Below are 17,811 nucleotides of genomic sequence, written 5' to 3'. Positions count from 1 at the left end.
TTCAGGCTCCGGCGGCGCGGTGCCGGCGCACGGGAGCCCCGGCCTGCTCGGCACGCTCGGTCAGCTGGCCGACCATCAGCCGCACCACGGTGACGATGTCGGGGTCGTCGACGTAGTACACCTGCCGGCGGCCCTCGCGGCGGGAGCGGACGAGACCGGCGAGCTTCAGCTTGGTCAGGTGCTGGCTGACGGCGGGCAGGGCGCCGCCCACCCGCTCGGCGAGGCCGGTGACATCGCTCTCGCCCTGGGCGAGCGCCCACACCATGTGCAGCCGCACCGGGGACGCGAGGAGCCCGAACGCCTCGGCCGCCTGTCCGAGCACGTCGCCGGACGGATCGCCCGCGGCCGGATCAACCGCGGACAGCTCGCCGGCGAACGGATCGCCGGACCGTCCCGGACCGCCAGACCCTGACCTCACCGACCCACTCCGTCCCACGCTCTGCCCGTCCCTGCCCGTCACTTCCGGCCGCAAGTCTAGAGGCGACGGCCCGCACGCCGCTCCCGCTCGGGCGAGCGGCGATGATGGAGAGGTCCCGATGCCGACGGGGCCGTCGCCGCGACACCAGGAGGAGCAGCGTGCCGGATCCACGTCAACAGCCCCGTAGACGCGCGCAGGGCGAACTGGAGCTCGCGGTCCTGGCCGCGCTGCGCTCGGCGGACGGCCCGGCGAACGCCGGCTGGGTGCGCGACCGGCTCGGCGGCGATCTCGCCTACACCACGGTGATCACGATCCTGGCCCGGCTGCACGCCAAGGACGTGGTCACCCGTGAGCGCGACGGGCGGTCGTTCGTGTGGACCCCGACGTCCGACGAGGCCGGGCTCGCCGCGCTGAAGATGCGCAAGGTGCTGGACGGCGAACCGGACCGGGAGGCGGTCCTGGCCAGCTTCGTCACCTCCCTGCCCGAGGGCGACGAGCAGGTGCTGCGGGCCCTGCTGGGCCGCGCCGACGACGAAGCCGGCTCATAGGGCCGTGGGCATCTTCGTCTTCCTGCCGCTGGTGCTGCCGCTGACGGCCTGGCCGGTGGCCCGGCTCGCCGCCCATCGGCTCCATCCGCGTACGGCGACCCGGCTGCTCACCGCCGTCGCCGGGGTGATGGCCGTGTGCAGCACGCTGTGTCTGGCGCTGCTGGTGGTGGTCGGCACGGCGCAACTGCCGGGCAATCCGCTCCCCGACGGCTGGTCCGACCCGGAGGTGCGGGCCGCGGTGCCGCAGGACGAGATCGCGGGCAAGGCGGCCATTCCGGCGCTGGTCGCGGTGGTCGCCGCCGGTGCGCGGACGCTGTGGCGGCACGGGGTGCTGCGGCGGCGGGCCCATGCGGCGCTGGCCGGTCTCGCGGCCACCGAGGTCGCGGTGCTGCCCGATGCGGAGGCGTACGCGTACGCGCTGCCCGGGCGGCGGGGCGGGCGCGGCCGGGTCGTCGTCAGTACGGCGCTGCTCGCGGGGCTGCGTCCTGCGGAGCGGCGCGCGGTGTTCGCCCATGAGCGGGCTCATCTGGCGGCCGGGCACCACCGGCATCTGCTCACCGTGCGGCTCGCCGCGCGGCTCAATCCCTTTCTGCGGCCGCTGAGTTCGGCTGTCGCGTACACGGCGGAGCGGTGGGCGGACGAGGAGGCCGCCGCACGGGTGGGTGATCGCAGGGCGGTCGCGCGGGCGATCGGGAAGGTGGCCCTGTCCGGCGGGGCGGTGCGCGAGCCGGTCTTCGCGGGGTTCGCGGCGCCGGGGCCGGTGCCCCGCCGGGTCGCGGCGCTGCTGGCTCCGGCGCCGCCTGCGTCGGGCCGTGTCACGGTGTTCACCACGGTGGGGCTCGCCGTGTGGACGGCCGGGGCCGGTGCGGCGGTGTCCGCGATGTCCTCGGCGAACTCGGCGCTCACCCTTGCCGTCACGCTGCATGCGGCGACGCCGTGGTGACGACGGTTGCCGGTCGGGTGCCGGGCCGGTGGGGGGTGGTTGCGCAGTTCCCCGCGCCCCTTATCGGGTCGTCGGTCGGGCGCGGGCCGGTGGCCGCTTCTCGCGCAGTTCCCCGCGCCCCTGAGAGGCCTGCGGCCTCCGGGGGCGCGGGGAACTGCGCGACCAGCCACGACGAGAGCCGCACCCGGCCTGGCGGCCGGTGACTAGAGGTCGAACTCGTGCGGGGCCAGGCCCAGCATCTGGCACGCCTCGCGCACGACAGCCCGCTCGGTGGCGTCGAAGTCGCCGTCGGCGCCGCCGATGACGATGCCGATCTGGATCACGGCGCGCGCCTCGGCCTCCTTCTTCTTGGCCTTGGCGACCTCCTGGAGCACGCTCACCTTGCCGAAGTCGAAGTCGGCGGTCAGCTTGTCCAGATTGGCCTCGAAGCGGCGCTGGAGGTCGTCCGCCGGGAAGTTCTGCAACACCTCGTTGCTCATGATCAGTTGGGCGACGCGGCGGCGCTCCGACGGGTCGATCGTGCCGTCGGCGGCGGCGACCAGCGCACACATCGCCATCGAGGCGTCACGGAAGGCGCCCGACTTCAGATCGTTCTTCTTCGCCACCAGCTGCGTCTGCATCGTCGACGCGGATTCCTTGATGCGGTCCCAGAGGGCCACGAGCGTTCCTTCGGTTGGAGTGTCCTGAACTCTGCTTCAACAGCTACGTGCTTCTAGAGCTATGCGCTTCTACAGCTATGTAGAAACTAGCGGCTCCCCCGGAAAGTTCCGCCCGCCCACCAGTTCGGACAGCACGTCCTCCATCGTCACGAAGCCGATCACGGTGCCCTTGTCGCCGGTGACGGCGGCGAGATGGCTGCCCTGGGCGCGCAGCGCCGTGAGGGTGTCGTCGAGCGGGGTGTCGATGCGGACCCGGGTCAGCGGGTGCAGGGCGGCGCGCGGGAAGGGCAGGTCGCGCTCCGCGATGCCGAGGGTGTCCTTGATGTGGAGGTAGCCGAGGAGCGCCGTGCCGTCCGCCCCCGTCACCGGGAAGCGGGAGAAACCGGCGCCGGCCGCGGCCCGCTCCAGCTCGGCGGGCGTGGTGGTGTCCGCCACCGTGCGCATCGAGCGTGCGGGCACGACGATCTCGCCCACCGGCCGGGTGCCCAGCTCCAGCGCGTCCCGCAGCCGCTCCCCGTCGGCGGGCGAGAGCAGGCCCGCCTCGCTGGAGTCGAGCACGATGCGGGCCAGCTGGTCGTCGGTGAAGACCGCCTCGACCTCGTCCTTCGGCTCGACCCCGAGCAGCCGCAGCAGCGCGTTGGCGAAGGCGTTGATGCCGAAGACGACCGGGCCGAGGGCGCGGGTGAGGCCGACCAGCGGCGGGCCGAGCAGCAGGGCCGTGCGCACCGGCGCGGCGAGCGCGATGTTCTTCGGGACCATCTCGCCGAAGAGCATGTGCGCGTAGGTCGCCGCGGTCAGCGCGATGACGAAGGACAGCGGGTGGACGAGGGCGTGCGGCACCTGCACCGCCTCGAAGGCGGGCTCCAGGAGGTGGGCGATGGCCGGTTCGGCGACGGCGCCGAGCACCAGCGAGGAGACGGTGATGCCGAGTTGGGCCGTGGCGAGCATCGCGCTGATGTGCTCGATGGCCCACAGCGCGGTCTTCGCCCGCTTGTCGCCCTCGCGGGCGCGCGGCTCGATCTGGTCGCGGCGTACGGAGATCAGGGAGAACTCGGCGCCGACGAAGAACGCGTTGGTCAGCAGGGTGAGGGCGCCGATGGCGAGCTGGAGGGCGGTCATCGGGCGTCCTCGGGCAGGGGCGGTACGGGGGCCGCCGGTTCGGTGACGCGGACGCGGCCCGCGCGGTGGTGCTCCACGTCGAGCACGGTCAGCCGCCAGCCGCCGAGGTCCACGGTGTCGCCGGGCTCGGGTATGCGGGCCAGGCGGGTGGCGACGAGTCCGGCCACGGTCTCGTACGGGCCCTCGGGCGCGGTCAGTCCGATCCGGGCCAGCTCGTCGATGCGGACGCCGCCCTCGGCCTCCCAGACCGCGCGGCCGTCGGGGCCGGGGTCGGCGGGCCGCAGGTCGGGGGCGCTGACCGGGTCGTGCTCGTCACGCACCTCGCCGACGACCTCCTCGACGATGTCCTCCATGGTCGCGACCCCGGCGGTGCCGCCGTACTCGTCGATGACGACGGCCATCGTGCGGGTCTCGCGCAGCCGCTCCAGGAGCCGGTCGGCGGGCAGGCTGTCGGGGACGAGCAGCGGCTTCGTCGCCAGCTCGGTGACGGGGGTGAGCGGGCGGCGCGCGGGCTCCAGGGCCAGCACGTCGCGGATGTGGACGGTACCGATGACGTCGTCGAGGCTGTCGCGGTGGACGGGGAAACGGGACAGGCCGGTGGCGTGGGTCAGCGCGGCCGCGTCGGCCGCCGTGGCGTGCGCCTCCAGGGACCGGACGTCGACGCGCGGCGTCATCACGTTCTCCGCCGTCAGTTCGCTCAAGTGCAGGGTGCGCACGAACAGTTCGGCCGAGTCGGCCTCCAGGGCGCCCTCGGCGGCGGAGTGCCGGGCGAGCGCGACCAGCTCCTCCGGGGTGCGGGCGGAGGCCAGCTCCTCGGCGGGCTCCAGGCCGAAGCGGCGCACCATATGGTTCGCCGTGTTGTTCAGGTGGCGGATGAACGGGCCGAAGGCGGCGGTGAATCCGCGCTGCGGCGCCGCGACCACCTTGGCCACGGGGACGGGGCGGGCGATCGCCCAGTTCTTCGGCACCAGCTCACCGACGACCATCAGGACCACGGTGGACAGGGCGACGCCCAGCACCGAGGAGACCGTCGAGGCGGCGCCGCCCAGGCCGGCCGCCTCCAGCGGGCCGCGCAGCAGCGCCGAGATCGACGGCTCGGCGAGCATGCCGATCACCAGCGACGTGACGGTGATGCCCAGTTGGGCCCCGGAGAGCTGGAACGTCAGCTGCCGTACGGCCTTGAGCGCGCCGGACGCGCCGCGCTCCCCGGCGGCCGCCGCGCGCTCCAGCTCACCCCGCTCGACCGTCGTCAGGGAGAACTCGGCCGCCACGAACAGCGCGCAGGCGAGCGTGAGCAGCAGCGCGAGGCCCAGCAGCAGAAGCTCGGTCATGACCGCCCCGCCCCCTGCCCCGGCGTCTCGGCGGCGGTCGGCGGTCGGCTGAGCCGACTACTCGGAGGATCACCCATCGCGGGCCCTGGCTCCTTCTCTTTCGGGGGATCGGGCGATCCCGGATGACGGGGCGGCGAGGTGGGTACAGCAGGGTAAAAGCACAGCAAAACCCGCTCGTCAAGCGGCTGAAAGGACGCCGGTGACAGCGTCTTTCAGACTTTCCCGCCCCACGGCGCCCCACGGTCACCACCGGGACGCCGCCCCGCCTATTCTTCTACGCGTCTGTAGAACGTGGCCGGGTTCTTCGTTGTTCCCGCGTCCCCGTCCCCCGCGCGGCTCTCCGCACCCTCGTACGACAAAAAGGGAGTGAACGCCTCGATGGTGTTCAAACGACTGCTCGGCTCACTCGGCGTGGGCGGCCCGACCGTCGACACCGTCCTCGCGCCCGGTGCCGCCGCGCCCGGCGGCACCCTGTCGGGACAGGTCCGGCTCACCGGCGGCAGCGGCGACTTCGACATCGAGCACATCACTCTGGAGCTGGTCGCCCGGGTCGAGGCGGAACAGGGCGACCACGAGGACGTGGGCGCCGTGGTCTTCGACCGGTTCGTGGTCGGGGGCGGCTTCCGGCTGACCGCAGGCGCCGAGCACTCCGTGCCGTTCTCCGTGACGCTGCCCTGGGAGACCCCGGTCACCGAGCTGTACGGGCAGGGGCTCGGCATCGTCCTCGGGGTACGCACCGAGCTGTCGGTGGCCGGCGCCAAGGACAAGGGCGACCTCGACCCGCTCGTCGTCGGCCCGCTCCCGGTGCAGGAGGCGGTCCTGGAGGCGTTCGGGCAGCTCGGTTTCGGCTTCAGGTCGGCCGACCTGGAGTACGGCCGCATCGGCGGCACCGGCCAGCAGCTCCCCTTCTACCAGGAGATCGAGCTGACCCCGGCCCCGCAGTACGCGCACGCGGTCAACGAGATCGAGGTGACCTTCCTCGCCACCCCCGGCGGCATGGAGGTGGTCCTGGAGGCCGACAAGCGCGGCGGCCTGTTCGGCGGCGGCCACGACGCGGTCACCCGCTTCACCGTCGCCCACGACGGCCTCCACCACCACGACTGGAACGCGCTGGTCGACGGCTGGGTCCGGCAGCTGGTGGAGCACCACTCGTCGTACGACGCCCACTCCTCGTACGACGCCCACGCCCCGTACGGCTCCGGGTATCACCAGGATCACGGGCACCATCAGGACCACGGGCACCGCTCGGGCCCCGGTGTCGGGACGGCCGTCGCGGCGGGCGCGGCCGGGCTCGCGGTCGGGGTGGTCGGCGGGCTCGTGGCCGCCGAAGTCGTCGACGAGGTCGGCGACTTCTTCGAGGGGGACGACGACGAGGACGGCGAGGACTGACATGTTCGGTATCAGCGAGGTGGCCATCGTCCTGATCATCGCCATCGTGGTGATCGGCGCGAAGAAGCTGCCCGACCTGGTCCGCAGCGCGGGCAAATCGGCGCGCATCCTCAAGGCCGAGACGCGGGCGATGAAGGAGCAGGGATCCGACGGGCACGACGGTCCGGCGCGGCCGCCGCAGGTCGTCCGCGGCGAGACCGTGCCGCCGAAGGAGGAGCCGAAGGAGGAGCCGAAGGCATAGCGGGTGCGGGGCGCCGCGGACCATGGCGTGATGTTCTGAATGGTGGTTCACTGCTTGCATGGCCTACCGCAAGACCCCCGCAGAACTGCGCCGCCTCGACGCCGCCCGTGAGCATCTGATCGCCTGCGCCACCGCCGTCGTCACCGAAGTCGGCTGGGCCCAGGCGTCGGTGACGGCCGTCGCGGACTCGGCGGGCATCGCGGCCGGCTCCGTCTACCAGCACTTCCCGTCCAAGTCCGCGCTCGCCGTCGAAGTCTTCCGGCGGGCCGCGGGCCACGAGGTGGAGGTGCTCGGCGAGGTGCTGCACGGCCCCGGCGACCCCGTCTCGCGGCTGGCGTCCGGCGTCGGCGTGTTCGCCCGCCGCGCCCTGGAGAACCGCGGCCTGGCCTACGCGCTGCTCGCCGCCCCCGCCGAACCGGCGGTCGGCGCCGAGCGCCTCGACTTCCGCCGCCGCTACCGCGCGCTCTTCGCCGAGGTCGTACGGGAAGGCGTGAAAGAGGGCCGACTCCCGCCGCAGCACGCCGAGATCACCGCGGCCGCGCTCACCGGAGCGGTCGGCGAGATCCTCGCGTACCCGCTGGGCGCCCCGGACGACACGGCCCCCGACGCCGCCGCCTCGACCGATGGCCTCGTCGCCGAACTCACCGCCACCGTGCTGCGCTGCACGGGCGCCGACCCGACGACCACCTGACCGCGACCTCGGCCTTGGCCTCGAACTCGACCTTGAACTCGACCTCGAACTCGTAGAACCGGAGGAGCCCCCATGACCGTGACCAGCCGCCCCACCGCCGTGACCCACGAGGTCACCAACCAGGCACCGCCGCTCACCGGTCACGACGCCGCCGACGACCCGGTCCTGCTGGACGGCGTACGGCGCGAGGGGGCCGGCTGGCACCTCGACGACCTGCACCGTTTCGGCAAGCTCGTCGGCAGCGAGGAGGCCCGCGCCTGGGCGGAGCAGGCCAATCGCTTCGAGCCCGAACTGCGCACGCACGACCGGTACGGCAACCGGATCGACGAGGTCGACTTCCACCCCGCGTACCACTCCCTGATGCGGGCCACCGTCGGTGCGGGCGCCGCCGGTTCGGCCTGGGCGGACGAGCGGCCCGGCGCCCATGTCGCCCGCGCCGCGACGTTCATGGTGGCCACCATGATGGAGCAGGGCCACATGTGCCCGGTCTCCATGACGTACGCGGTGATCCCCGCCCTGCGCCGCGCCCCCGACCTCGCCAAGACGTACGAGCCGCTGCTCACCTCCACCGTCTACGAGCCAGGCCTGCGCACCCCCACGGACAAGCGCGGGCTGCTCGCCGGGATGGGCATGACGGAGAAGCAGGGCGGCACCGATGTGCGCGCCAACACCACGGCGGCGGCCGAACAGGCCGACGGGAGCTGGCGGTTGCGCGGCCACAAGTGGTTCACCAGCGCCCCGATGAACGACCTGTTCCTCGTCCTCGCGCAGGCGCCGGGCGGGCTCTCCTGCTTCCTGGTGCCGCGCGTGCTCCCCGACGGCAGCCGCAACACCTTCCGCATCCAGCGCCTGAAGGACAAGCTCGGCAACCGCTCGAACGCGTCCAGCGAGCCCGAGTTCGACGACACCGTCGCCTGGCTCGTCGGCGACGAGGGCAAGGGCGTACGCACCATCATCGACATGGTGACGATGACCCGGCTCGACTGCGTCCTCGGCTCGGCCGGGCACATCCGCGAGGCCCTCGCCCAGGCCGCCCACCACACCCGGTACCGCGCGGTGTTCGGCGCCAAGCTCATCGACCAGCCGCTGATGCGCAATGTGCTGGGCGACCTCGGCCTGGAGTCGGAGGCCGCCACCACGCTCGGTCTGCGCCTGGCCGGGGCCGCCGACCGGGCCCAGCGCGGCGACACGGGCGAGCGGGCGTTCCTGCGCCTGGCCACCGCCGTCGCCAAGTACTGGGTCTGCAAGCGGCAGCCCGCATTCGTCGCAGAGGCCCTGGAATGCCTCGGCGGCAACGGCTATGACGAGGCGTCAGGCATGCCCCGGCTGTACCGCGAGGCCCCGCTGAACGGCATCTGGGAGGGCTCCGGCAACGTCAACGCGCTCGACATGCTGCGCGCCCTGGCCCGCGAGCCCGAGTCCCTGGAGGCGTTCCGCACGGAGATCGAGGCCGCGTCCGGGGCGGACCGCCGACTCGACGCCGCCTGGCGGGAGTTGAAGGAGCAGCTGGTCCTCACCGAGGACGCCCCGGTGCGCGCCCGCCGCGTCATCGAGCGGGCGGCCCTGGTGCTCCAGGGCTCGCTGCTCGTGCGGCACGCCCCGGCCTCCGTCGCCGACGCGTTCTGCGCGTCGCGGCTCGGCGGCGACCAGGGGCTGGCGTTCGGCACGCTGCCGCCGGGGACGGACTTCGGGGCCCTGATCGAGCGGCTGCCCGCCTGAGAGCCCGTCTTCGGGACCGGCTCCGGGCGCTCAGACCGCTGCCCGGGCCGGCTGCGGCGCCACGCGGCGGCGGGCGCCGAGCAGGCCGACAGCGGGATGGGCGACGCCCCAGGCCGCGCCCTTGCAGACGATCTCCTTGTAGAGGGCGGCGGCGCGGCCGGTCAGGGCCGCGTCCTTGGCCGTGTCGTCGGCGGTGACGAACTGGATCAGGCCCTCCTTGCGGCCCAGCGAGACGCACTGGTTGAAGTACCGGATCGGAACCGTCGGCACCTCGCCGCCCGCCAGGCGGGCGGCGATCGCGTCGGCCGCCTGCCAGGCCGAGGGGACGCCCGAGGCGCACGACATCCGCAGCGGCTTGCCGCCGGGTCCCTCGGCGAGGGCCGCGTCGCCGACGGCGTAGACGTCCGGGTGGGAGACGGCGCGCATCGTGCGGTCGACGACGATCTGCCCGGTGTCCGAGACCTCCAGGGTGGTGGCCTTGGCGATCGGGTGGACGGCGAATCCGGTGGTCCACACGGTCACCGCGGCGGGCAGCGACGTCCCGCCGGCGGTGCTCACCCGGTCCGCGTCGACGGCCGTGACGGCGGCGTGCTCGTGCACGGTGATGCCGAGCCGGTCCGCGACCTTGCGCAGGTGGGCGCGGCCCTTGGCGGAGAGCCAGTCGCCGAGGGCGCCGCGGGCGGCGAGCGCGACGTCCAGGTCGGGGCGGGCCTCGGCGATCTCGGTCGCGGCCTCCACGCCGGTGAGTCCGGCGCCGACGACGACCACCGGCTGTCCCGGGGCGAGTTCGGCCAGCCGCTCGCGCAGCACCAGGGCGCCGGAGCGGCTCGCGATCTGGTGGGCGTGCGCGGCGACACCCGGGACGCCGTGGTCGTCCCAGCCGCTGCCGAGGGCGTACACGAGGGTGTCGTACGGGAGCCCCTCCTCGCTCTCCCCCCGTTCGCCGGCGAGCGTCACCTCCTTGCGCTCGGCGTCGACGGCGGTGACCCGCGCGATCCGCACCTCCACGCCCGTACCGGCGAACATGTCGCGCAGCGGGCGGCGGGCGAGGTCCTGGCCGGTGGCGAGCTGGTGCATGCGGACGCGCTCGACGAAGTCCGCTTCCGCGTTGACGAGGGTGATGCGGACGTCGTCGCGGTGCAGCCGCCGGGCGAGGCGGCCGGCGGCGATGGCTCCGGTGTAGCCGGCGCCGAGGACGACGATGCGGTGCTGCTGCATGGCGGGCTCCTACAGGCTCTGGCCGCCCCCGTTCCGGGCGGGCTCGCCTCTTGAACCGGACAGCCCCGCGTTTCCTGACACCACCACGACGTGACCCGCGTCACATCATGTCGGGGCGCTCAGAGGAACGCCGCGAGCACCGGCTCCCCGTGGTCCGTGGCCGCCCAGGTGCGCGTGGCGCGCTCCAGCTTGTCGGGGTTGACCTGGCTGCGGAACGAGACGATGCCGCCGTCCCCGAACTCCGGGCACATGACGCCCACGACCCGGCCGTCGAGAACGGCGACGACCGCGACCGTGCCGTTGGCCGTCGTGACGTACACGTCGGGCGAGCCGCCGACCAGGTCCCGCTTGGACCTGGCGGGCTTGAACAGACCCCGCATGAACGTCGCGACCGCCTTCGCGCCCACGAACGCGCTCGCCCGCGCAGGCACCTTCCCGCCACCGTCGCCGATCGCGGTGACGTCCTGGGTGAGGAGCGCGACCAGGGGCTCGGTGCGGCCACTGGTGGCGGCCGCCAGGAACTCCTCCACGACGCGCCGGGCGGCGGCCTCGTCGATCTCGGTGCGGGCCCGGCCGTCGGCGACGTGCTTCCGGGCGCGGTGGAAGGTCTGCTGGCTGGCGGCCTCGCTGATGTCGAGGATCTCGGCGATCTCCCGGTGGGAGTACGCGAACGCCTCTTTGAGGACGTACACCGCCCGCTCGTTCGGGCTCAGCCGCTCCAGGAGCACGAGGACGGCGTACGAGACCGAGTCGCGCTGCTCGGCGGTGGCGGCCGGGCCGAGCATCGGGTCACCGGCGAGCAGCGGCTCCGGCAGCCAGGCGCCGACGTACGTCTCGCGGCGGGCGCGGGCCGAGGTCAGCTGGGTGAGGCAGTGATTGGTGAGCACCTTGGTCAGCCAGGCCTCGGGCACCTCGATCCGCCCGATGTCGGCGGCCTGCCAGCGCAGATACGTCTCCTGCACGGCGTCCTCTGCCTCGCTCGCCGAGCCGAGCAGGCGGTAGCCGATGGCTTCCAGGCGGGGCCTTGCGGCCTCGAAGCGGTCCACGTCGCGCACGGTCACGGCCATGGCACCGGATCCTAACCCGCACCCTTGTCTCCTCCCAGCCCGTCTGCTTGACTCCCGCCGCCGCTCACCTGCCCCGTCCCGTCCCCTCACGTCGTGGAGGAAGCCGATGGAGATCACCCGCAGACGACTGCTCGGAGTGCTGGCGGCGAGCGGGGTGCTCGCCGCCGTCCCCGCCGGTCCGGCGAGCGCCGACGAGACGGCGGACGGAGTGGCACGGCTGCTCGCGAACACGATCGGTGTCTTCGCGGGCACCGAGGAGGCCAACTCCCGTACGGAGACGGCCGCCAAGGTCGCGGCGGTCGAGCGGACGGCGCGGGCGAACCTGGCGTCGTGGGACGCGGCGAACGGCGAGGACGAGCTGTTCGCCGGTGTCCCTCTCGGCACCAGCGACCCGAACCTCTCCACCACCTACCAGCGCCTGTACGAGATAGCCCTGGCGACCCGCACCCCGGCCGTCTCCGGTGACCTGTACGGGAGTTCGGCGGTCCAGCGGCGCGTCGTGGACGGCCTGTCCTGGCTGCACACGCACTTCTACGGCGACCAGTCCCAGGGCTACTACGGCAACTGGTTCACCTGGGAGATCGGCATATCCCAGTACGTCACCCGCACGCTCGTCCTGCTCGCCGGCACCGACAGCGCCTCCGCCGCCCTGACCGGCGCCTACGTCGACTCCATGGACGCGTATCTGCGCAACGGCAAGGACGGCGACGTCGACCTCGACTCGCGGTTTCACACCGGCGCCAACCTCGCCGACATCACCACGAACCGCATCCTCCAGGGCGCACTCGTCGGCGGCGGTGTCGGCGGGGCCCGCATCACCAAAGCCCTCACCGACCAGCTGACCGTCTTCGCGACCATCGACCCGTACGCGCTTCGGCACGGGGTGACGGACGGCCATTACGCCGACGGGTCCTTCATCCAGCACGCGTCGGTCGCGTACACGGGCTCGTACGGGAAGGGCCTGCTCAGCCGGGTCGTGCAGACCCTGAAGATCCTCGACGGGACGGGCTTCGCGAACGGCGCCGAGCTGGTGCCCGTCATCGACGGATGGGTGCGGAACGGCTTCGCTCCGCTGATCTTCGAGGGCTGGATGATGGAGGCCGTGAAGGGGCGCTCGGTCTCCCGCACCGGCACCGGGTACGCCGACGTGGCCACGGTCGTCGAGGCGGTGGTCGATCTGGCCTCGCTCGCGACGGGCGACCGGGCGACGGCCCTCGCCGGGTACGTGAAGCACGTCCGGGCCACGTCCCGCGCCGCGCTCGACCCCGCGACGTTCGTGTCGCCGCTGAGCGTCGTCCGCTACACCGCGATCCTCGCCGACACCTCGGTGCCCGCCGCCGACCTCAACCCGCCGGCCCGCTCCGTCGCCTTCAACGCCATGGACCGCACGGTGCACCGGCGGCCCGGCTACGCGTTCGCGCTGTCCCGCAGCTCACGGCGGATCAGCAAGTACGAGTACATGAGCGGCGAGAACCTGCTGCCCTGGTTCCAGGGCGACGGCGCCCACCACCTCTACCTCTCCGGCCAGGACCAGACGCAGGCGTTCGGCGTCGACTACTTCACGACGGTCTCCCCGTACGGCCTGGCGGGCGTGACGGCCCCGGTCGAACTCCGGCGCTCCGTACCGGAGTCGTACGACGGAGACCTCTTCTACGACAACCCGTCGCACCCCCTGAACTTCACGGCGTCGTCCGAGTCGCAGAACAAGTACGTGTACTTCCCGACGGCGACGCAGGCGTACTCGGGCGGGGCCGTGCTCGACGGCGTGTACGGCGCGGCGGGCTGGGTGGCCTCGGACGACGTGCCGTGGCGCGACAAGCGGGCCGGGATCCTCCCCGACGACTTCGTCGCCTACCGCGCCGCACGAGCGACCCGTTCCTGGTTCCTCTTCGACGACGAGATCGTGGTCGTCTCGGCGGGCGTCGGGGACGCGCCGGGCGGCGGCCGGGCCGTGACGACGACGGTCGACGCGCGGATCGCCGCCGCGGGCGACCGGGTCGCGGTCACCGGCGGCGACGGCTGGACCCACTGGGCCAACACCACGCAGAACGTGTCCGTCGGCTACCTGCGCCTCGCGGGCCCGGCACCGAAGCCCCGCCTCGCCACGGTGACCCGCAGCCGCCGCACCGTCCGCACCACGAACCCGGACACACCGGTGACCAAACAGGTCTTCTCCCTGACGCTGGAACACCCGGCAGACGCCCGACCCACCTCGTTCGCCTACGCGTTGCTCCCGAACGCCCCCGCACGAAGGCCGCACACCCCGGTCCGCCTCCTGTCCAACACCCCGCACCTCCAGGCGGTCCACCACCCCGCCCTCGCCCTGACCACCGCCAACACCTTCACGCCCGGCACCCACCGCACGGCGGGCCTGACGGTGCAGGGCCCGGCATCGGTCCTGGTACGCCGGGAGAAGACGGTCACCGTCGCGGTCGCGGACCCCACGACGACCCGCGACACGATCACGGTGCTGCTGCCCGGCCGCCCCCTGCGCAAGATCTCCGGCGACGAGGCGATACACGTGAGCCGGGCCCCCGGCGGGACCCGGCTCGACGTGAACACGCGGCACGCTTACGGGCGGAGCTTCACGGTGACGCTCCGCTAGAACCTGCCGGGTTCAGGACTCGTCCGCCTCCAGGTCGCCCTCGGTCTCCAGGTACACCTGGCGCAGGGCCTCCAGGACCTGGGGGTCCGGCTTCTCCCACATGCCGCGGGACTCGGCTTCCAGGAGGCGTTCGGCGATGCCGTGCAGGGCCCAGGGGTTGGCCTCGGAGAGGAACTGGCGGTTCGTCTCGTCGAGGACGTACGTCTCCGTGAGCTTGTCGTACATCCAGTCGGCGATGACGCCGGTCGTGGCGTCGTAGCCGAACAGGTAGTCCACGGTGGCGGCGAGTTCGAAGGCACCCTTGTAGCCGTGGCGGCGCATCGCCTCGATCCACTTCGGGTTCACGACGCGGGCCCGGAACACCCGGCTCGTCTCCTCGACGAGCGTGCGCGTCTTGACCGTCTCGGGGCGCGTCGAGTCGCCGATGTACGCCTCGGGGGCCGTGCCGCGCAGCGCGCGCACGGTGGCGACCATGCCGCCGTGGTACTGGAAGTAGTCGTCGGAGTCGGCGATGTCGTGCTCGCGGGTGTCCGTGTTCTTGGCGGCGACCGCGATCCGCTTGTACGCCGTCTCCATCTCGCCCCGGGCCGCCTTGCCGTCGAGGCCGCGGCCGTACGCGTAACCGCCCCACACCGTGTACACCTCGGCGAGGTCGGCGTCGGTGCGCCAGTCCTTGGAGTCGATCAGCTGGAGCAGGCCCGCGCCGTACGTGCCCGGGCGGGAGCCGAAGATGCGGGTGGTGGCCCGGCGCTCGTCACCGTGCTCGGCGAGGTCGGCCTGCGCGTGGGCGCGGACGTGGTTGTGCTCGTCCGGCTCGTCCAGCGAGGCCGCGAGGCGCACCGCGTCGTCCAGCAGGCCGATGGTGTGCGGGAACGCGTCGCGGAAGAAGCCGGAGATGCGCAGCGTCACGTCGATGCGGGGGCGGCCCAACTCCTCGTACGGGATCGCCTCCAGGCCCGTGACGCGGCGCGAGGCGTCGTCCCAGACGGGGCGGATGCCGAGCAGCGCGAACGCCTCGGCGATGTCGTCACCCGCCGTACGCATCGCACTGGTACCCCAGAGGGACAGCCCGACGGAGGTCGGGTACTCCCCGCCGTTGTCCTGCTTGTACCGGTCCACCAGCGACTCGGCCAGCGCCTGTCCCGTCTCCCACGCAAGGCGGGAGGGAACGGCCTTCGGGTCGACCGAGTAGAAGTTCCGCCCGGTCGGGAGGACGTTCACCAGCCCGCGCAGCGGGGATCCCGAGGGCCCGGCGGGCACGAACCGTCCCTCCAACGCCCGTACGGAGTTGTCGAGTTCGGCGGTGGTGGCGTCGAGACGGGGGACGACTTCGCGGGCGGCGAAGGTCAGGATGTCAGCAACCAAATCCAGCCCCTCCGGCGATTGAGGAGCGGGGTCCGGGGCAGAGCCCCGTGACGCCAGCGCAATCGCCGCCGGAACCGCTTCGGGCGACCAGTCGGCGGCCTCCATCGCCTCGACCAGGCCCCGGGCCGCCGACTCAGCGGCATCAGCATCAGTACGGGTCGCCTTCGACTCGTCCAGCCCCAAAGCCTCCCGCAACCCCGGCAGAGCCTGACTCCCGCCCCAGATCTGCCGCGCCCGCAAAATGGCGAGAACCAGATTGACCCGGTCGGCACCGCCCGGCGCCTGCCCGAGCACATGCAGCCCGTCGCGGATCTGCGCGTCCTTGACCTCGCACAGCCACCCGTCGACGTGCAGCAGGAAGTCGTCGAACCCGTCGTCGTCGGGCCGCGCCTCCAGGCCCAGGTCGTGGTCGAGCTTCGCGGCCTGGATCAGCGTCCAGATCTGGGCCCGGATCGCGGGCAGCTTCGCCGGGTCCATGGACGCGATCTGCGCGTACTCGTCGAGGAGTTGCTCCAGGCGCGCGATGTCACCGTAGGAGTCGGCGCGCGCCATCGGCGGCACCAGGTGATCGATGAGCGTGGCGTGCACCCGGCGCTTGGCCTGGGTGCCCTCGCCCGGGTCGTTGACCAGGAACGGGTACACCAGCGGCAGGTCCCCGAGGGCCGCGTCGGGAGCGCACGCGGCGGACAGGCCGGCGTTCTTGCCGGGCAGCCACTCCAGGTTGCCGTGCTTGCCGAGGTGGATCATCGCGTCGGCGCCGAACCCGCCGTCGTCGGCGGAGGCCGCGATCCAGCGGTAGGCCGCCAAGTAGTGGTGGGACGGCGGGAGATCGGGGTCGTGGTAGATCGCGATCGGGTTCTCGCCGAAGCCGCGCGGCGGCTGGATGAGGATCAGCAGGTTCCCGCGCCGCAGCGCCGCGAGCACGATGTCGCCCTCGGGGTTGCGGGAGCGGTCGAGGAACATCTCGCCGGGCGGCGGGCCCCAGTGCCGCTCGACACCGTCCCGCAGCTCCTGCGGCAGCGTCACGTACCAGCGCTTGTAGTCGGCGGCCGGGATGCGGACCGGGTTCTTCGCGAGCTGTTCCTCGGTCAGCCACTCCTGGTCGTGGCCGCCCGCGTCGATGAGCGCGCGGATCAGTTCGTCGCCGTCGCCGGAGGCGAGGCCGGGGATCCCGTCGGTGTCCCCGAAGTCGTAGCCCTCGTCGATCAGCCGCTTGAGCAGCACGATCGCGGAGGCGGGGGTGTCCAGGCCCACCGCGTTGCCGATCCGGGAGTGCTTGGTCGGGTACGCGGACAGGACGAGCGCCAGCTTCTTGTCCCGGGCCGGTATGTGCCGCAGGCGGGCGTGGCGGACGGCGATCCCGGCGACGCGGGCGGCGCGCTCGGGGTCGCCGATGTAGGCGGGCAGCCCGTCCTCGTCGATCTCCTTGAAGGAGAACGGGACGGTGATCAGCCGGCCGTCGAACTCCGGCACCGCGATCTGCGTGGCGGCGTCGAGCGGCGATACGCCCTCGTCGTTCGCCTCCCAGTCGGCGCGGGACGAGGTCAGGCACAGCGCCTGGAGGATCGGCACGTCGAGGCCGGTGAGCGCGCCCGCGTCCCAGGCCTCGTCGTCGCCGCCCGCGCTCGCCTCGGCGGGGCGGGTGCCGCCCGCCGCGAGGACGGTGGTGACGATGGCGTCGGCGCCGGTCAGCGCTTCGATCAGCTCGGGCTCGGGGGTGCGCAGCGACGCCACGTACAGCGGCAGCGGGCGGGCGCCGGACGCCTCGATCGCGTCGCACAGGGTGTGCACGAAGGCGGTGTTGCCGCTCATGTGGTGGGCGCGGTAGTAGAGCACGGCGACCGTGGGGCCGCCGGCCTGCGACGCGGGCCGGTCCAGGGCGCCCCAGGAGGGCGCGGGCTGCGGCGGCTCGAAGCCGTGGCCGGTGAGCAGCACGGTGTCGGAGAGGAAGCGGGCGAGCTGCTCCAGGTTCGCCGGGCCGCCGTGCGCCAGGTACTTGTGGGCCTCGGCGGCGATGCCGACGGGCACCGTGGAGGCCGCCATCAGCTGGGCGTCCGGCGCCTGTTCACCGGTGAGGACGACCAGCGGCACCCCGGCGGCGGTCAGCCGGTCGATGCCGTCCTGCCAGGCGCGGACCCCGCCCAGGAGCCGGACGACGACCAGGCCCGCGCCGTCGAGCAGCGCGTCGAGATCGTGCTCGACGCTGATCCGGGAGGGGTTCGCGAAGCGGTACTCGACCGGGGTGTCCTCCGCGGCGTTCGCCGCTCGGGCGCTGAGCAGGTCGGTGTCGGAGGTCGACAGGAGCAGCAGCTGCTGGGGCATGCGTCGGCTGGCCTTCCTCGGGGTGTCCGCGCCCCGGGTGGTCGTTCGACGGCAGGAGTTCCTGGCTCATCCCGTGCCGGGCACGGGACTCACAGTGGCGGGACCGCGCCGGATTCGCACCGGCTTCCTCCCCTGTCGCCGTCGCTGGCGATGTTGGTCTGTGCGGCCATCGTACG

The 17,811-nt window shown here is 73.0% G+C and carries 14 protein-coding genes and 1 riboswitch; of the genes, 7 read left to right on the top strand and 7 right to left on the bottom strand.

Going from position 1 to position 17,811, the window contains the following annotated elements; all coding sequences use genetic code 11:
- Nucleotide 1 precedes the first annotated feature (1 nt).
- Entirely contained in the window at nucleotides 2–364 is a 363-nt protein-coding gene (locus tag ACFVDP_RS37085) for an ArsR/SmtB family transcription factor (RefSeq protein ID WP_383499882.1), read from the bottom strand.
- A 212-nt stretch (nucleotides 365–576) separates the two neighbouring features.
- Between ACFVDP_RS37085 and ACFVDP_RS37080 the strand changes: the two genes are divergently transcribed.
- Both ACFVDP_RS37080 and ACFVDP_RS37075 read left to right on the top strand, forming a co-directional pair.
- Nucleotides 577–966: a BlaI/MecI/CopY family transcriptional regulator gene (locus ACFVDP_RS37080; RefSeq protein ID WP_383499796.1), complete on the top strand. Its 390-nt coding sequence runs from the start codon at nucleotides 577–579 to the stop codon at nucleotides 964–966.
- A gap of 4 nt (nucleotides 967–970) precedes the next feature.
- The gene (locus ACFVDP_RS37075) at nucleotides 971–1,909 is read left to right on the top strand and encodes a M56 family metallopeptidase (RefSeq protein ID WP_383499793.1); all 939 of its coding nucleotides are present in this window, start codon (nucleotides 971–973) and stop codon (nucleotides 1,907–1,909) included.
- Nucleotides 1,910–2,112: 203 nt separating this feature from the next.
- Here ACFVDP_RS37075 and ACFVDP_RS37070 read toward each other — a convergent pair whose 3' ends face one another.
- The 3 genes from ACFVDP_RS37070 to ACFVDP_RS37060 all read right to left on the bottom strand — a co-directional run bounded on the left by ACFVDP_RS37070 (nucleotide 2,113) and on the right by ACFVDP_RS37060 (nucleotide 5,018).
- Nucleotides 2,113–2,568, bottom strand: coding sequence for a tellurite resistance TerB family protein (locus ACFVDP_RS37070; protein WP_111662923.1), 456 nt, complete (start codon nucleotides 2,566–2,568; stop codon nucleotides 2,113–2,115).
- A gap of 75 nt (nucleotides 2,569–2,643) precedes the next feature.
- Entirely contained in the window at nucleotides 2,644–3,687 is a 1,044-nt protein-coding gene (locus tag ACFVDP_RS37065; RefSeq protein ID WP_383499790.1) for a hemolysin family protein, read from the bottom strand.
- Nucleotides 3,684–5,018 carry a hemolysin family protein gene (locus tag ACFVDP_RS37060; protein ID WP_383499787.1) on the bottom strand — a complete coding sequence of 445 codons (1,335 nt, stop codon included), beginning with the start codon at nucleotides 5,016–5,018 and terminating at the stop codon, nucleotides 3,684–3,686. Before ACFVDP_RS37060 ends, ACFVDP_RS37065 begins: the two co-directional genes overlap by 4 nt.
- A gap of 378 nt (nucleotides 5,019–5,396) precedes the next feature.
- Here ACFVDP_RS37060 and ACFVDP_RS37055 point away from each other — a divergent pair, with 378 nt between their 5' ends.
- The 4 genes from ACFVDP_RS37055 (at nucleotide 5,397) to ACFVDP_RS37040 (ending at nucleotide 9,058) form a co-directional block, all read left to right on the top strand.
- Nucleotides 5,397–6,407 carry a sporulation protein gene (locus tag ACFVDP_RS37055; protein ID WP_383499784.1) on the top strand — a complete coding sequence of 337 codons (1,011 nt, stop codon included), beginning with the start codon at nucleotides 5,397–5,399 and terminating at the stop codon, nucleotides 6,405–6,407.
- Between the two features lies 1 nt (nucleotide 6,408).
- Complete coding sequence (locus tag ACFVDP_RS37050) at nucleotides 6,409–6,648, top strand: twin-arginine translocase TatA/TatE family subunit (protein ID WP_383499782.1); 240 nt, start codon at nucleotides 6,409–6,411, stop codon at nucleotides 6,646–6,648.
- Nucleotides 6,649–6,706: 58 nt separating this feature from the next.
- Entirely contained in the window at nucleotides 6,707–7,339 is a 633-nt protein-coding gene (locus ACFVDP_RS37045; protein WP_383499779.1) for a TetR/AcrR family transcriptional regulator, read from the top strand.
- Between the two features lie 72 nt (nucleotides 7,340–7,411).
- Complete coding sequence (locus ACFVDP_RS37040) at nucleotides 7,412–9,058, top strand: acyl-CoA dehydrogenase family protein (protein ID WP_383499776.1); 1,647 nt, start codon at nucleotides 7,412–7,414, stop codon at nucleotides 9,056–9,058.
- A 30-nt stretch (nucleotides 9,059–9,088) separates the two neighbouring features.
- On the opposite strand, the gene ACFVDP_RS37035 is transcribed toward ACFVDP_RS37040, so the two are convergent.
- Both ACFVDP_RS37035 and sigJ read right to left on the bottom strand, forming a co-directional pair.
- Nucleotides 9,089–10,276 carry an NAD(P)/FAD-dependent oxidoreductase gene (locus tag ACFVDP_RS37035; RefSeq protein WP_383499773.1) on the bottom strand — a complete coding sequence of 396 codons (1,188 nt, stop codon included), beginning with the start codon at nucleotides 10,274–10,276 and terminating at the stop codon, nucleotides 9,089–9,091.
- A gap of 119 nt (nucleotides 10,277–10,395) precedes the next feature.
- Nucleotides 10,396–11,343: an RNA polymerase sigma factor SigJ gene (gene sigJ, locus ACFVDP_RS37030; RefSeq protein WP_383499770.1), complete on the bottom strand. Its 948-nt coding sequence runs from the start codon at nucleotides 11,341–11,343 to the stop codon at nucleotides 10,396–10,398.
- 106 nt (nucleotides 11,344–11,449) lie between these two features.
- On the opposite strand from sigJ, the gene ACFVDP_RS37025 reads away from it, so the two are divergent.
- Entirely contained in the window at nucleotides 11,450–13,948 is a 2,499-nt protein-coding gene (locus ACFVDP_RS37025) for a polysaccharide lyase family 8 super-sandwich domain-containing protein (protein WP_383499767.1), read from the top strand.
- Nucleotides 13,949–13,960: 12 nt separating this feature from the next.
- Here ACFVDP_RS37025 and cobN read toward each other — a convergent pair whose 3' ends face one another.
- Nucleotides 13,961–17,635: a cobaltochelatase subunit CobN gene (gene cobN, locus ACFVDP_RS37020; RefSeq protein WP_383499764.1), complete on the bottom strand. Its 3,675-nt coding sequence runs from the start codon at nucleotides 17,633–17,635 to the stop codon at nucleotides 13,961–13,963.
- Nucleotides 17,636–17,667: 32 nt separating this feature from the next.
- A riboswitch (cobalamin riboswitch) is annotated at nucleotides 17,668–17,793 on the bottom strand.
- Between the last annotated feature and the right edge of the window lie 18 nt (nucleotides 17,794–17,811).

The organism is Streptomyces sp. NPDC057694 (assembly GCF_042799415.1).
Lineage (GTDB): Bacteria > Actinomycetota > Actinomycetes > Streptomycetales > Streptomycetaceae > Streptomyces.
This window is presented reverse-complemented; position numbering and strand designations above follow the sequence as displayed.

What these genes read in the sequence shown, in the direction of transcription:
- ACFVDP_RS37035 (WP_383499773.1), bottom strand. Translation starts at nt 10,276, where the DNA reads ATGCAGCAGCACCGCATCGTCGTCCTCGGCGCCGGCTACACCGGAGCC.
- ACFVDP_RS37060 (WP_383499787.1), bottom strand. Translation starts at nt 5,018, where the DNA reads ATGACCGAGCTTCTGCTGCTGGGCCTCGCGCTGCTGCTCACGCTCGCC.
- ACFVDP_RS37045 (WP_383499779.1), top strand. Translation starts at nt 6,707, where the DNA reads ATGGCCTACCGCAAGACCCCCGCAGAACTGCGCCGCCTCGACGCCGCC.
- ACFVDP_RS37065 (WP_383499790.1), bottom strand. Translation starts at nt 3,687, where the DNA reads ATGACCGCCCTCCAGCTCGCCATCGGCGCCCTCACCCTGCTGACCAAC.
- ACFVDP_RS37050 (WP_383499782.1), top strand. Translation starts at nt 6,409, where the DNA reads ATGTTCGGTATCAGCGAGGTGGCCATCGTCCTGATCATCGCCATCGTG.
- cobN (WP_383499764.1), bottom strand. Translation starts at nt 17,635, where the DNA reads ATGCCCCAGCAGCTGCTGCTCCTGTCGACCTCCGACACCGACCTGCTC.
- sigJ (WP_383499770.1), bottom strand. Translation starts at nt 11,343, where the DNA reads ATGGCCGTGACCGTGCGCGACGTGGACCGCTTCGAGGCCGCAAGGCCC.
- ACFVDP_RS37055 (WP_383499784.1), top strand. Translation starts at nt 5,397, where the DNA reads ATGGTGTTCAAACGACTGCTCGGCTCACTCGGCGTGGGCGGCCCGACC.
- ACFVDP_RS37040 (WP_383499776.1), top strand. Translation starts at nt 7,412, where the DNA reads ATGACCGTGACCAGCCGCCCCACCGCCGTGACCCACGAGGTCACCAAC.
- ACFVDP_RS37025 (WP_383499767.1), top strand. Translation starts at nt 11,450, where the DNA reads ATGGAGATCACCCGCAGACGACTGCTCGGAGTGCTGGCGGCGAGCGGG.